The organism is Maribacter halichondriae, assembly GCF_027474825.1.
Classification (GTDB): domain Bacteria; phylum Bacteroidota; class Bacteroidia; order Flavobacteriales; family Flavobacteriaceae; genus Meishania; species Meishania halichondriae.
In genome coordinates this window covers 3,786,746-3,800,182 of the sequence record NZ_CP107030.1, presented here as the reverse complement: position 1 = coordinate 3,800,182, position 13,437 = coordinate 3,786,746, and the positions used below count along the sequence as shown (strand labels likewise).

The window sequence follows — 13,437 nt, the reverse complement described above, 5'->3', positions numbered from 1 at the left end:
ATACTCATCACTATTTCATTCCTTTTGTATAAGGAAGCCGCAGGTCATCTTTAAAATATAGCCGTTAAATTCAAGACCCATATATTTGCAGGCGTTCCCCAAGAACCTTGAACACGTATGAAAATACTCTACATACATCAATATTTCAGAACACCTTATGAACCGGGAGGTACCCGGTCGTACTGGATCAGTCAAGAATTGATCAAAGCCGGTCATGAAGTCATCATGTTGACCACGTCTGAAAAAAGATGGAGACCGAAATAGAACGATCGACAATTGACGGTATCAAGGTAATCTATGTGAACGTACCCTACCATAACGCCATGGGGGTACTTAGACGTTTTTTCTTTTGTCAGATTCATGCTCAAATCTCTGGCCATCGCATGGAAAGAAAAAAATATTGATCTAGTCATTGCCACTTCTACCCCACTGACGGTGGGTTTCCCCGCCTTAGTACTAAAAAAGATAAAAAGAATTCCTTATGTATTTGAGGTCCGTGATCTATGGCCCGAAGTACCCATTCAAATGGGCGCTTTAAAAAACCGATTTCTCATCGGTTTGGCAAGATGGTTCGAGAGAAGTGTTTATAAAAATGCGAAACATATCATAGCGCTGTCTCCAGGTATGCGCGATGGTGTACTTGATCAAAAAATAAATAAAGAAAAAGTATCCATGATTCCGAACATGAGTAAAATCGATGCTTTTTGGCCGCGCGAAAAAAGACTTTGAACTGATGAAAGAGATGGGGCTGAAACGTGATTCTTTCAAAGTGGTATATTTTGGTGCTATGGGAGCAGCAAACGCCATGGAATATATATACGAAGCCACAAAACGTCTACAAAACGACAACGATGTAGAATTTCTATTTATGGGTAGTGGATTCTGGGAGCCTAAACTTCGTAAAATGTCTCAAGAAGATGGACTTATCAATTTACATTTTTTCGGTAATATAGCTATGGACAGGCTTTCAAAAATCGTAAACTTTAGTGATGTCTCTTTGGTCACATTTTCGAATCTTCCCATTTTGTCTACCAATTCGCCTAATAAATTATTTGATTCATTGTCTGCCGGTAAGGCGATTATTGTCAATTCCCCGGGTTGGACCAAAACAATGGTTGAGGAGCATCATTGTGGGGTCTATGTCGATGGAGAGGATCCAGACGATATGGCTGAGAAAATCAGGTTTTTAAAGAAAAACACTGAAGTACTCGAAACCATGGGCAAAAATGCCCGAATCTTAGCGGAGACCGAATATGATAAATCTATTTTATGTTCGAAGTTTGTGAATGTTATAAGTGCCCTGAACATCACAGGAGGTATAGCTAAAAAACCTTCCTAGTAATCTTTTAAAGATAACGGTACAATAATTCCTTCGACTTCTTAAAATCTGATTGCCTAAAAGATATGGTGCACTATATTCTGACATTTAATCAGGTTTGACCTCAGGTTCGTTCCGTAGAACCTGTATCAAAGATAATTCCCGAGCACCCAGACCAAAAGACAAAGGCCCTTCCCTAATTGTTTCTTTTGTCATTAATTTTTGTGAATTACTTCTATAATGAGTATCTGTTTTTGTCTTTAAACAAAAAATCATCACCTTTGGTCTAGAATGCCCCTCTATCTACATTTGAATATACTTACTTTGTGCTAGCAAGGTAAATTAAAGATTCCCCGACCAACCTTAAACAGTAAATACCTACGATGAGGATAGCATTATTGCTAAGTAGAATTGAACAGACCGGTGTTACCACCCATACCATAGATTTATCAAAAGGTCTTATTGATATGGGCCATGAGGTTTGTCTTATCACCGGGGGGAAAATTAAAGATGCCACCGAAAGGGTCGATTTTTTTTTATAATGAATTCAGGCAATTGGGCGTCGTTATAAAAGAATTTAGAACACCCAGGGGCAATCAATTTTTAAGAGCCTACCAATCCGTCACTTCCATTTTCAAGATAATACGGGATATTCGAGAATTCGACCCTGACGTCATACATTCCCAATCGCCGTATATGACATTCATACCATGGTTGATGCGGAAAAAATTCACGACCACAATACACATTCTCTATCTCAAGCGGAATCTAAAATTCAAAAACCCAACACATTTGATTGCCATAAGCAATGAATCGTATGAGTTTAGCAAAAGGGTCTTTGGTATGGAAGATGAAAACATAACGCTCATTCACCACGGTGTCTCGGACCGTTACGGCGAATCTATTTCTCAAGAGGAAAAACTAAAACTAAAGCACCGTCTCAATATTAATGTGGATAAATTGATCATTGGCTATGCTGGAAGCGTTTCCATGCGCAAAGGCTGTGACATTCTGGTTGAATCGTTAAAAAACCTTTCAGAGGAAACCAAGAAAAAAATACATTTCATCTTTTTGGGGGAGTACCGGGAAGCGAAGAGAACAAATGGCTTCAAAAAATGGTAAAGGACGCTGATATCGATTCCTTTTTTACCATGGTACCTTTCGAAGATCCAAAACCGTTCTACGATATTTTCGATATTTTTGTGCTACCCTCACGAATGGAATCTTTTCCCTAGTGACACTAGAGGCCATGATGAGCGGTTGTTGCCCTATTCGAAGCAATACGGAAGGTGCCTATGAGCAAATCGAAGATGGGGTAACCGGATTGCTGTTTGAAAATGAAAATGCAGTACAATTCACTAAGGCCATGGAAAAATTGATCCATGATGACGGTCTTAGATCTGAACTGGCGAAAAATGCAAAGCAAAAAGCTTTACAGGAATATACTATTCCGGTAATGACCAAAAAGACATTGAAGGTCTATGATAAAATACGCATTCATTAAAACATTAAGTCGATGTACAAGAATGGCGTAAAACGCATATTGGATTTTCTTATGGCCCTTTTTGCACTATGCATGCTCTCCCCTATTTTTTTGGCCATTACGTTAATGTTATTGATTGCCAATCGAGGCACGCCATTTTTTGTGCAAAAAAGACCCGGTAAGGATGAGAAAATCTTTAGCATTTTAAAGTTCAAGACCATGAACGATAAAAAGGATACGCAAGGAAACCTTCTCTCTGACCATGAACGCATGACCCCGATAGGAAAATTCATCCGTAATTCTTCGCTTGATGAGATTCCGCAGCTACTGAACGTTATAAGGGGTGAAATGTCCATTGTAGGCCCGAGGCCGCTTTTAATAGCGTATCTGCCCCTCTACAATCAAGAGCAGGCCAAAAGGCATTTGGTAAGACCCGGCATTACCGGATGGGCACAGGTCAACGGTAGAAACGCCATCAGTTGGGAAGAAAAATTCAAGTACGATGTCTGGTACGTCGAAAATCTAAGTTTTGCCACTGATTTGAAAATACTTATGAAAACGGTTTCAAAAGTTTTCAAGTCGGAAGGAATATCGGCCAGTGAAGAGGTGACCATGCCATTTTTTACCGGATCCAAAGAATAATCTACAATAACTCGTTCAATTACAAGTTTTAGGTCTTATGGTCAATGTAATCACCGAAGGAAATCTTTGGAAAGCGCAAATAGCTCGATTTGAATCGTACGACTTCTATCATACCTATGATTACCATATCATTTCAAAAAAAGAAAACGAGGCACCCGTTTTATTGGTGTACAAAGAAGATGATAAATTAATTGCACTTCCCTTATTGAAGCGACCCATTGAAGGTACCGAATTTTTTGACTTCACATCGGTGTATGGGTATCCAGGACCCTTGACCAAAGGTTTAGAAGAAGGTTTTGACAACAAAAATTTCGTTCAGGCCCTGAGCGAAAAATTTGCCGAATTGAAAATCGTAAGTGTCTTTTCGAGATTACATCCTTATATAAAACTCCAAGAATCTGTGTTAAACGGATTGGGCGAAACACCTACCATCGGTAAAGTAGTCAATATTGACCTTACCCAAGATGTTGACGTACAACGAGCACAATATGGTAAAAGCACAAAAAACAGAACCAACAAGTGCCGTAGACTATGCACTGTAAAAAAAGCGAAGAACGTTGAAGATATAGACACGTTCATAGATATCTACTATGAAAATATGGATCGCCTGTCCGCTACAAAGGATTATTATTTTTCAAGGGAATATTTTCATAATTTCTTACAGTGCGACGATTTCGATACTGATATTCTATTAGTGGTCCATAACGAGGATAAACTGGCAGTAGCCGCCTCGATGTTCGTTAAAACAAAGAATATTATTCAATTCCACCTTTCTGGAAGCAAAACCGATTACCTCGACATCGCGCCTGCAAATCTATTTCTTGACGAGATGCGCCTTCGGGCCACCGAAGAAGGTTATGAAATTTTCAATTTAGGCGGCGGACTCGGAGGCAGGGAAGATTCCCTTTTCAATTTCAAGGCCTCTTTTTCGAAGGACCATCGTGATTTTAAGGTGTGGAAATATATTGTCGACCAGAGAATATATGCCGAATTATCAAAGAATATAGCAGGTAAATACGAATCAGCCTTTTTTCCCTTATATCGAAAATGAATCTTGAAAGTTTGCGGATGGTAGTGTCACTACTTCCACTCCTCAGGAATAAAATTGTTTTCCAATACCGCTTTCTTGGCGCCGTTTGCGATAAAATATTTCATGTGGCCCAACTTCCAATATGCGATAATCTGATCACGACGTATCACCAATTGCTCCTTCTCGATAGAAGAACCATCGCTAACATGACATCCCCGCTCCCCCGTCGAGCACGACTCATAGCCTGTTTTAAAAACCAATTCGAGAGCTTGCTTGTTAAAATCACTATAACGCCCATACGGATAGGCAAAGTGACCCACGGGGCCGCATCTTTTGGACAGAATTTCCTTTGAGCGCGATAAATCGTCCTCTACCTCGTTTAAGGTCATCTTAGTGATGTTATCATGGGCCATGGTATGTGAACCGATTTCATGGCCTTGGTTCAAAAGTTCTTGGACTTCATCCCAATTTAAAAACTCGACCGGTGGCATATCCAATTTTTTCAGACAGAATTCTCCGGCCTTGTTCACATCTTTTACCCCTATGGTCTCGGGATTTATATAAAAGATTGCCTTTGCACCATATTTATTCAATATTCTTGCCGCTACCAAATTGTTTTTGAAACCATCGTCAGAACTCCACGAAATATAAGGTTTGTCCACCTTCCCGGTAAGAAGGCGTTCTACCGCTTCGGAATGGGAGATAAACGTATGGTGTTCTGTCAGTTCTTTTAAAACAAGGTCAAAGTTTTTCTCCTCATCCTCAAAAATGTGATGAATGAACAAAAATTGGATTCTTGGTTTCAAATACCATTTTTCATAGTTAGAAAGCTCGTTCTTCATCGCGAGACCGTCAAGTACCATCTCACGCACTCCACCCCTGAGCGTAGTACCCCAATGTTTTTTTACGTCTCTAAAATTTGTAATGTATTCCAAATCAAACATATTTTGTTCAATACCATAACTACAAAATTAGCATTTTATTGACTGCTATAGTTCGGGCGGTAGGCCGTTAACGATTATTATGTAGTTACTAAAGAGTACATACTATGTATTATATCAACAATTTGCAGACCTTTCATCATAATTTGAGGATATTTGCACAAAATTCGGTTCAAGACCATAAACTTTTTAATATTCCTGTCGTTAGTGTTTACAGTTAAAATACTGAAGAAAGAATTACCTAGGTATCTTCAAAAAAACATGCTACACAAGTGTCCGTCAAATTTTGTCTTATGATTATGATTCCTTCGATACAACTGCGTACAGCTCAAACTATTTCGGAAAGGCATGAATGAAAATGCTAAAATTTACGTAGCGGGCCATAACGGATTAGTGGGAAGTGCCATAGTTAAAACCTTAGGGCAGAACGGATATTCGAACCTTGTAATGCGAACACATGCCGAACTTGATCTTATCGACATGGCCGCCGTTTCCAATTTTTTTAAAGAAGAAAAGCCTGAGTATGTATTTTTGGCCGCTGCCAAAGTAGGAGGTATTGTAGCCAATAATACCTATCGCGGAGCATTTATCTACGATAATTTAATGATCCAGAACAATGTGGTACACCAAAGTTATCTTAATGGAGTGAAGAAATTACTGTTCTTAGGAAGCACTTGTATATATCCTAAGAATAGCCCACAACCCATTCGCGAAACGTATCTTTTGACCGATGAACTTGAATACACCAATGAACCTTATGCCATAGCTAAAATTGCAGGTATAAAACTTTGCGAAAGTTATAATCTTCAGTACGGCACCAATTTTATTTCTGTTATGCCGACCAACCTATTCGGGCCGAACGATAATTTCGATTTGGAAAAATCGCATGTTTTACCTGCGTTGATTCGAAAAATCCATCTAGGCAAAGCACTTGAAAACAATGATTGGGACACTATTTCAAAAGACTTGACAAAGCTGCCCATTGAAGGAGTGGATGGTACCGCAACGAAAAATGAAATACTGCGAGTATTGAAAAAATACGGTTTACATAAATCAAATGAAAAAGATGTGATAGTCGAGATATGGGGAAGTGGAAAGCCGATGCGTGAATTTCTGTGGTCCGAAGACTTGGCTGACGCATGTGTCTTTATTATGGAAAAATTGAATTTTGACGACACTTATGAGAAAGGTGAAAGTGAAATTAAAAACACGCATATCAACGTAGGAACGGGGAAGGATATTTCAATTCGAGACTTAGCACAAATCATCAGATCTGAAATCGGTTTTAAGGGCTCTTTTCGATTTAATACCGACAAGCCGGACGGAACTTTAAAGAAGTTAAACGACGTTTCAAAATTACAAGCCTTGGGATGGCGTCACCAAATGAGTTTAGAACGAGGAATCAAAACCCTATATAACTGGTATCTAAATCCCTTAAAAAGTAGATTTAATACGTTAGGAATGCTTTTAAAAAGCATGAATTAGCCAAAACCAAATATGTCATTAAAGGAAAAAGCGGTAAAAGGATTTAGTTGGACGGTCGTCGAGGGCATTCTTAGCCAAGGGTTGCTTTTCGTAATCGGTATTATTCTAGCGAGGTTATTGAGTCCTGAAGAAATTGGTCTGGTCGGCATTGTTACAGCCTTTATTGCCGTTTCCACATCACTTATCGATGGAGGTTTAAGTAGTGCCTTGATCCGCAAAATCGACGCAACGGACAAGGATTATAATACTATTTTCTACTCCAACATGGCCATCGGGGTTGCACTTTATGCATTATTGGTCATCTTTTCAAAACCTATAGGGGTTTATTTCGAGGAACCCCTGTTGCCAAGTCTCTTAATTGTTGGCGGAATTGCCTTGATCATCAACTCGTTTACGGTAATACAACGGACTTTATATATCATCAAACTCGATTTCAGGACACAAGCTATAATTGCCATAGCATCTTCGATTATCGCTGGAACGATTGCCATTATAATGGCCTACAAGGGTTTTGGGGTTTGGAGCTTAATCGCACTGACCTTGATACGACAAGGCCTAACTTCAATCTTATTTTGGATTTTCAGTACATGGTATCCCAGCTTTGTATTTTCAAAAGAAAGTTTTAAATCGCTCTTCAATTTTGGCTACAAACTATTAATAGCTGAATTGATGAGTTCCCTATACTCGAATATTTACTTTTTCTTAATTGGCAAAGCTTTTTCTACCGCCGCATTAGGTTACTATACCCGTGCAAATCAATTTCAAGCGCCTTTTTCATCGAACATTACCTTGGCCATACGACGTATCAGCTTCCCTATTTTATCCTCCATTCAAAACGATATCCCACAGTTGAGAGATAAGTTTAGACAATTTTTAAGGTATAGTGTATTGATCAATTTCACGATAATGGCAACTATTGCGGCAATTTCCGAGCCTATGATACTCCTTTTGATCGGAGAAAAATGGGCAACATCGATTTTTTACCTTCAACTTTTATGCGTACCGGGAATGTTGCTTCCTTTGCACGCACTTAACCTGAACCTTTTGGCCGTAAAGGGACATTCGGATCTATTACTTCGACTTGAAGTGATAAAGAAATCCATATTGGTACCCTTGGTGATATTTACCGCTTTTTTCAGTCTCGAAATCGTGCTTTATGGTCTTATCTGCTTTGCCTTCACCGAATATTTCATGAACAGCTACTATTCCAAAAAATTGATCGGATATAGCACTCTAGAGCAGATTAAGGATATATTACCCTTTTTAATCATTGCAATCTTGCAATTTACAGCCATGTACAGCGTTACTTTTTTAGATTTGGAAATGACACCTATGATTCTCGTGCAATTGGCCGTTGGAATATTGTTATTCCTCATCGTACATGAAAAGATGAAGCTAGCTGAATATGTAGAATTCAAGCAAAAGACGGTCGGGATTTTTAGGAAGTTTACAAAAAAGAGAACTAATTAGACGAAAGCGAAATGTCTGCCGAAAAACTAAAAATAGCATTTCTGCTCGGATCGGTCAACAATAAAGGAGGTATCGCTCGGGTCACTTCATTACTTACCGAAAGTCTTTATAGAACAGAGTTGTGTGAAGTGCATGTAATAGGTTATAGTGCCTATGAACAAGAAGGGTATGGATGGAGCAAAGAACTGAACTACCATCATTTACTTGACAAGAACCGCCCCATGAAAAAGGGAATCTTTAAGGCCACACGAAAATTAAGGCGGTTACTAAAAAAACAACAAATAGAGGTGCTAGTCTGTTGTAGTTCCCTTTTTGGTCCTTTGGGCGTTCTTGCGACCCGATTCAATGCTACACGTCTCATCTATTGGGATCATTCGTCCTTTTTTGAAAGTACGGCACATGACTTTGCAATTGGTGGTAAAAGACTAACCGCATTTTTTCGGATACCGTGGTGCCCTTGACCCAACATGACCAGAAAAACTATAAAGAACACACGTGGGCAAAACAGGTAGTCCAAATCTACAACCCCATTGATGCAGCCTTAGAAAATCTACAGCACAACTATGATACGGAATCAAAACAAATTATTAGTGTAGGTCGATTGACCTATCTAAAGAATTTTGAGCTTCTGGCAGACATCGCCAAAATCGTCTTGAAAAAACATCAAGACTGGGTATGGCATATCTATGGAAGTGGAGAAAGTGAAGCAAGCATCAGAACGAAGATTATGGAAAATGGTATTGAAGATAGATTGGAATTAAAAGGGCATGCATCCAATATATATGATGTCTATAAGGATTATGCCATGATGATCATGACCTCAAGGTCAGAAGGGTTTCCGATGACGCTACTAGAGGGTATGGCGAACAAATTACCTCTAGTGAGTTTTGACATCATAAGTGGACCGAACGAAATTATCCGCGAGGACGAAAACGGTTTTCTTATCGAACCTTTGAACGCACAAGAAATGGCTGAAAAAATCAATGAATTGATAGAAAATCCTGAAATAAGGAAAGAGTTCTCAAAAAATAATATAAAATATATTGACCAGTACAACCTTAAATCAATTACGGAAAAGTGGATTTCGTTATTTAGAAATGTACTAAATAAACCTTAAGAAATACCCAAGAAATAGCTTTTGCGTTATACTTTATTAAGAAGATAATTTAAAAGCGAATTTTTACATTTTTAAACTGCCCCTTTCAGTAGTACAATGAACTATTAGAATCATGATCCCCAAAATTTATCATTTTACAAATATTTCGGTAGACTATAGAAAAGCATTATGGTCTACCTTGTTTCAGAGCAAAGATTTTGAATACCATGTTTTTTTTGGAAAAAATAAGGCAATAGGAATTCCCGAAATAAATAGGAGCGTTCCTGAATTTGACGAATATCAAGACCGATTTCATTCACTGCGTAATTTCTGGTATAAGGGCAAGTACTTATTTTGGCAAAGGGGCGTAATAAGCAAATGCCTAACAGAACGCCCGGATATGGTCATATTATTGGATGAATTCAATATCGTGTCAAGTTGGGCCGCCGCAGTGATCTGTCGAATAAGAGGAATACGATTGGCATTCAGGGGGCATGGAATGTATGGCAACGAAAAAGGTCTAAAGCTTTTTTTAAGGAAAACTTTTTACAAACTGGCAGATGCCAATTTGGTATACGAAAGGCGTTCAAAACAGGTCATGATCGAGCAGGGTTTTCACTCCGACAGAATACATGTCGTCTTTAATTCTTTGGATTATGATCAACATAGAATTTTACGCGAGAAATATAAGGATTTATCAAAGAATGAGGTTTTTAATTTTTTTGACAAACCTGAACTACTCACCTTATTTTTTATCGGAAGATTGACCAAAGTAAAAAAACTGGATATTCTTTTGAACGCATTTGATAGATTGAACTCCGAAGAAGTAAGGGCGAATCTCCTTATTATTGGAGATGGACCTGAAAAGAAATCGCTTGAGGCGATTGCAGGCAACCTAAGTGCTTCTAAAAATATTCATTTTTACGGGGCATGCCGTGAAGAGACCGAAATCGGAAAATTCATCGCCACCGCTGATTTATGTGTATCACCCGGTAACGTTGGACTTACTGGAATTCATTGCCTGAGCTATGGCACACCCGTTTGTACACATAGTAATTTTGCCTTGCAGATGCCCGAAGTGGAAGCCTTGGAAGAGGGAAAATCCGGATTTTTCTTTAAACAGGATGATTTAGAAGATTTGACCAACAAATTGAATCTTTGGCTGACATCACCCAAAGAGAATCGCCAAGAGATACGGAAAAAATGTTACGAGATAATAGATTCGTATTATAATCCGTACTATCAAGAAAAGGTCATGGAAAATTTATTGAAAGTTGGCAAACCACTTTCGGTAGAACCGGCTCCGAGCCTTTAAAACACACCTATCGATTATTATTCGAGCAAGACTTGTTGGAGTCATTGTACCTCAATCAGACTCAAAAGCATAGTTCTGCATGTGTGTAGAAAAATTATTTTGGCGAAGATATGACGAGAACAATGCGGCCCCCTTTAAATTCAAATGCACCGGATCCGCATAAGAACCATCGGGCAAGGGAAATCTTGAAAAATCGATAAAATCGACATCTTCATATCTTGTACGATATATTTCCTCGAATTCCGATACCCCGTACTTATCGAGCGATAGAAGTTCTTCTCTTTTCGGCAAATTGATCAAATAAAGTTTAATGTTCTCGTTTTTGCAAAGTTCCATAATAGCCTCTAAATAATGAATTTCTTTAGTAGAGAGCGTAAAGTCTTTGGGTAGTTCGAAAAAAGTCAAGGATTGTCCTTTTTTTAGCCTTAAAAGGTCTTCGTTCATTGTATTTCGTGTAATTGGCAGATACGAACCAATATCAAAAATGTTCTGACCCGTTAAAATTTGATAGGTCGAGGCTGGAAAATGCCGTATTATTTGACCCGCACTGTTCAAGACCGCTCGGGGGTTGTTCCCCACGATAAACCTAAGGTCTTCCGCATTCATCAGCCCGAAGTAATTCCTAAACCTTGAACGTACCAACTTAGGGTCTTCGATCCAACCATTTTTGAAAATGTTATGTGGAGCAAAGGAGAGTAGCAAAGTATCGACGGGTTGATTTGTTTCGACTATACGCTTTATCTTCAGATACGAATAGAAATATGAATCGGCGTTGAGAGCTAAATTCGTGGCAGTTGAAAATATCGAATCATTAATAGCGCACTGGGCATTCGAATCACCAAGAACAAGTATATTGCGATTCTCGGCAAAGTCTATATTCGAAGAGCGTAATAATACATAGTTTATCCCTACAACTATAAAACATAAAACCACGAAGAAAAAAATAAATCGACCGACCTTGGCTATAAATTGTTTCATTACGTTCTAAAATTGAAAATATATGAATTCTTGTTGCTCTCCCTGAAATACGAGAATCATCATTGCGAGAAGCATATAAAATGTCCAACGCAATCTTTTGTTGCGATATAACAACAGTTTCTCAATTGCATATTCATTATTACGCCCCCTCCACTCTATCAGAATGAAAATGGCCACCAAAAATAACGTGAACAGTCCCTTGTTAAAATCTTCAAAACTGGGTAATTTAAAAAGTGACAATGAAAATATTTCAGACATTATTCCAAAAGCATGGGAAACCGAATCGGCTCTAAAGAAAATCCATGCCAAGACCGTAAGGGCAAACGTAGATAATATCTTAAGGAATTCATTAAAACTTGGCCAATATTTTCCTTCTGCTACGGTTCCCAAGTTATTTCTATTTCTATTGAGCAATAGTAAGGGCAAGAAATAAATGGCGTTGAGAGCTCCCCATACTACAAAGGTCCAATTGGCCCCATGCCAAAATCCACTCACCAAAAAAATGATGAACGTATTTCTGACTTTCATCCAAATGCCTCCTCGACTTCCTCCTAATGGAATATAGAGATAATCCCTGAACCAGGTAGATAATGAAATATGCCAGCGTCGCCAGAATTCCGAGATATCCCTTGAAAAATAAGGAAAAGCAAAATTCTTCATCAAATCAAAACCAAAAAGCCGTGATGTACCTATTGCGATATCGGAATACCCTGAAAAATCACCATAAATTTGAAAGGCAAAAAATACTCCGCCCAATAAAAGTGTACTGCCCGAATAAGCTTCAGAATTATCAAAAATTATATTGGCAAATTTGGCGGCGTTATCGGCAATCACCATTTTCTTGAAAAGGCCCCATAACATCTGACGAAGTCCGTCTACCGCTTTGTTATACTCAAAAACTCTTTCTAATCTGAATTGTGGTAGCAAATTAGTGGCGCGCTCGATAGGGCCGGCAACTAACTGTGGAAAGAAACTAACGAAGGCTGCAAAAGCAATAAAATCTTTGGTAGGATCAAGGTTTTTTCGATATACATCTATGGTGTAACTTAATGTTTGAAAAGTATAGAAACTTATGCCCACAGGTAATACTATATTCAATGAACGTGTGCTTATGGGCTGCCCAAAAAAAGTAAACAAATCAACAAAATTATCGAGAAAGAAATTATAATATTTAAAAAATCCCAAGAATCCGAGGTTCACTATGATGCTTGTCCACAACAAAATTTTCCTTGTGCTTTGAACATCCGTCTTTGCCATCTGTCGGCCCAGCGTGTAGTCAACCAGTGTACTGAATATAATCAACGCCAAAAAACGATAATCCCACATGCCATAAAAAAAATAGCTTGCCAAAACAATCAATATGTTTTGATACCGCATGTCTTTTTTGGCGCTAAACCAATAGAGCACAAAGACTATCGGTAGAAAAATGGCAAAATCAATGGAATTAAAAAGCATCTAAGAATTCGCTAAATCATTAACAGGTCCAAAATCACAATTATAATATGGTTCATCGGGAAATTTTCATCAATTTCTTGAAGCCGAATTTATAATAGTTATCGACAAGTATAACGTCTATTATGATCATTTAGCCTATTCAGGCAATAAAACTTTAAAAGCTAAGGCTGGGTCGAAAAATCCAACTTCGGCTTTATCATCTTTTTAGAATATCAACAATTTAA

15 protein-coding genes and 1 pseudogene are annotated in these 13,437 nt (G+C 38.4%); 13 read left to right on the top strand and 3 right to left on the bottom strand.

From position 1 onward, the window contains the following. Nucleotides 1-117: 117 nt before the first annotated feature. The 8 genes and pseudogenes from N8A86_RS17705 to N8A86_RS17670 all read left to right on the top strand — a co-directional run bounded on the left by N8A86_RS17705 (nucleotide 118) and on the right by N8A86_RS17670 (nucleotide 4,494). Nucleotides 118-264 carry a hypothetical protein gene (locus N8A86_RS17705; protein ID WP_273566577.1) on the top strand — a complete coding sequence of 49 codons (147 nt, stop codon included), beginning with the start codon at nucleotides 118-120 and terminating at the stop codon, nucleotides 262-264. A gap of 51 nt (nucleotides 265-315) precedes the next feature. Then, nucleotides 316-729 (top strand): glycosyltransferase, encoded by a 414-nt coding sequence (locus N8A86_RS17700; protein ID WP_273569095.1) that lies wholly within the window; start codon nucleotides 316-318, stop codon nucleotides 727-729. Next, entirely contained in the window at nucleotides 698-1,339 is a 642-nt protein-coding gene (locus tag N8A86_RS17695; RefSeq protein WP_273566576.1) for a glycosyltransferase family 4 protein, read from the top strand. The genes N8A86_RS17700 and N8A86_RS17695 overlap by 32 nt, the downstream gene beginning before the upstream one ends. Before the next feature lie 362 nt (nucleotides 1,340-1,701). Further along, complete coding sequence (locus tag N8A86_RS17690) at nucleotides 1,702-1,860, top strand: glycosyltransferase family protein (protein WP_273566575.1); 159 nt, start codon at nucleotides 1,702-1,704, stop codon at nucleotides 1,858-1,860. 13 nt (nucleotides 1,861-1,873) lie between these two features. Continuing rightward, on the top strand, nucleotides 1,874-2,440 hold the full coding sequence (locus N8A86_RS17685) for a glycosyltransferase (RefSeq protein WP_273566574.1): 567 nt from the start codon (nucleotides 1,874-1,876) through the stop codon (nucleotides 2,438-2,440). Between the two features lie 94 nt (nucleotides 2,441-2,534). Further along, nucleotides 2,535-2,822, top strand: a pseudogene (locus tag N8A86_RS17680) (glycosyltransferase); the annotation flags it as partial. Between the two features lie 12 nt (nucleotides 2,823-2,834). Then, the gene (locus tag N8A86_RS17675; RefSeq protein ID WP_273566573.1) at nucleotides 2,835-3,443 is read left to right on the top strand and encodes a sugar transferase; all 609 of its coding nucleotides are present in this window, start codon (nucleotides 2,835-2,837) and stop codon (nucleotides 3,441-3,443) included. A gap of 37 nt (nucleotides 3,444-3,480) precedes the next feature. After that, complete coding sequence (locus N8A86_RS17670) at nucleotides 3,481-4,494, top strand: peptidoglycan bridge formation glycyltransferase FemA/FemB family protein (protein WP_273566572.1); 1,014 nt, start codon at nucleotides 3,481-3,483, stop codon at nucleotides 4,492-4,494. A 29-nt stretch (nucleotides 4,495-4,523) separates the two neighbouring features. Here the strand turns inward: N8A86_RS17670 and N8A86_RS17665 are convergent, their stop codons facing one another. Next, the gene (locus tag N8A86_RS17665; protein ID WP_273566571.1) at nucleotides 4,524-5,408 is read right to left on the bottom strand and encodes a polysaccharide deacetylase family protein; all 885 of its coding nucleotides are present in this window, start codon (nucleotides 5,406-5,408) and stop codon (nucleotides 4,524-4,526) included. 354 nt (nucleotides 5,409-5,762) lie between these two features. On the opposite strand from N8A86_RS17665, the gene N8A86_RS17660 reads away from it, so the two are divergent. The 5 genes from N8A86_RS17660 to N8A86_RS17640 all read left to right on the top strand — a co-directional run bounded on the left by N8A86_RS17660 (nucleotide 5,763) and on the right by N8A86_RS17640 (nucleotide 10,780). Beyond that, entirely contained in the window at nucleotides 5,763-6,899 is a 1,137-nt protein-coding gene (locus tag N8A86_RS17660; protein WP_273566570.1) for a GDP-L-fucose synthase family protein, read from the top strand. A 12-nt stretch (nucleotides 6,900-6,911) separates the two neighbouring features. Beyond that, nucleotides 6,912-8,369, top strand: coding sequence for a lipopolysaccharide biosynthesis protein (locus tag N8A86_RS17655; protein ID WP_273566569.1), 1,458 nt, complete (start codon nucleotides 6,912-6,914; stop codon nucleotides 8,367-8,369). 11 nt (nucleotides 8,370-8,380) lie between these two features. Further along, entirely contained in the window at nucleotides 8,381-8,830 is a 450-nt protein-coding gene (locus N8A86_RS17650) for a glycosyltransferase family protein (protein ID WP_273566568.1), read from the top strand. Further along, the gene (locus tag N8A86_RS17645) at nucleotides 8,827-9,486 is read left to right on the top strand and encodes a glycosyltransferase (protein WP_273566567.1); all 660 of its coding nucleotides are present in this window, start codon (nucleotides 8,827-8,829) and stop codon (nucleotides 9,484-9,486) included. Before N8A86_RS17650 ends, N8A86_RS17645 begins: the two co-directional genes overlap by 4 nt. Nucleotides 9,487-9,598: 112 nt before the next feature. Beyond that, nucleotides 9,599-10,780 carry a glycosyltransferase family 4 protein gene (locus N8A86_RS17640; protein WP_273566566.1) on the top strand — a complete coding sequence of 394 codons (1,182 nt, stop codon included), beginning with the start codon at nucleotides 9,599-9,601 and terminating at the stop codon, nucleotides 10,778-10,780. Nucleotides 10,781-10,831: 51 nt separating this feature from the next. Here N8A86_RS17640 and N8A86_RS17635 read toward each other — a convergent pair whose 3' ends face one another. Both N8A86_RS17635 and N8A86_RS17630 read right to left on the bottom strand, forming a co-directional pair. Next, entirely contained in the window at nucleotides 10,832-11,758 is a 927-nt protein-coding gene (locus N8A86_RS17635; RefSeq protein ID WP_273566565.1) for a hypothetical protein, read from the bottom strand. 6 nt (nucleotides 11,759-11,764) lie between these two features. Next, nucleotides 11,765-13,213, bottom strand: coding sequence for an MBOAT family O-acyltransferase (locus N8A86_RS17630; protein ID WP_273566564.1), 1,449 nt, complete (start codon nucleotides 13,211-13,213; stop codon nucleotides 11,765-11,767). Nucleotides 13,214-13,437: the final 224 nt, after the last annotated feature.

Excerpts from the sequence above, each read along its gene's own strand:
- N8A86_RS17635 (WP_273566565.1), bottom strand. The coding sequence starts at position 11,758 with ATGAAACAATTTATAGCCAAGGTCGGTCGATTTATTTTTTTCTTCGTG.
- N8A86_RS17695 (WP_273566576.1), top strand. The coding sequence starts at position 698 with ATGCTTTTTGGCCGCGCGAAAAAAGACTTTGAACTGATGAAAGAGATG.
- N8A86_RS17690 (WP_273566575.1), top strand. The coding sequence starts at position 1,702 with ATGAGGATAGCATTATTGCTAAGTAGAATTGAACAGACCGGTGTTACC.
- N8A86_RS17675 (WP_273566573.1), top strand. The coding sequence starts at position 2,835 with ATGTACAAGAATGGCGTAAAACGCATATTGGATTTTCTTATGGCCCTT.
- N8A86_RS17650 (WP_273566568.1), top strand. The coding sequence starts at position 8,381 with ATGTCTGCCGAAAAACTAAAAATAGCATTTCTGCTCGGATCGGTCAAC.
- N8A86_RS17660 (WP_273566570.1), top strand. The coding sequence starts at position 5,763 with ATGAATGAAAATGCTAAAATTTACGTAGCGGGCCATAACGGATTAGTG.
- N8A86_RS17640 (WP_273566566.1), top strand. The coding sequence starts at position 9,599 with ATGATCCCCAAAATTTATCATTTTACAAATATTTCGGTAGACTATAGA.
- N8A86_RS17705 (WP_273566577.1), top strand. The coding sequence starts at position 118 with ATGAAAATACTCTACATACATCAATATTTCAGAACACCTTATGAACCG.
- N8A86_RS17630 (WP_273566564.1), bottom strand. The coding sequence starts at position 13,213 with ATGCTTTTTAATTCCATTGATTTTGCCATTTTTCTACCGATAGTCTTT.
- N8A86_RS17655 (WP_273566569.1), top strand. The coding sequence starts at position 6,912 with ATGTCATTAAAGGAAAAAGCGGTAAAAGGATTTAGTTGGACGGTCGTC.
- N8A86_RS17670 (WP_273566572.1), top strand. The coding sequence starts at position 3,481 with ATGGTCAATGTAATCACCGAAGGAAATCTTTGGAAAGCGCAAATAGCT.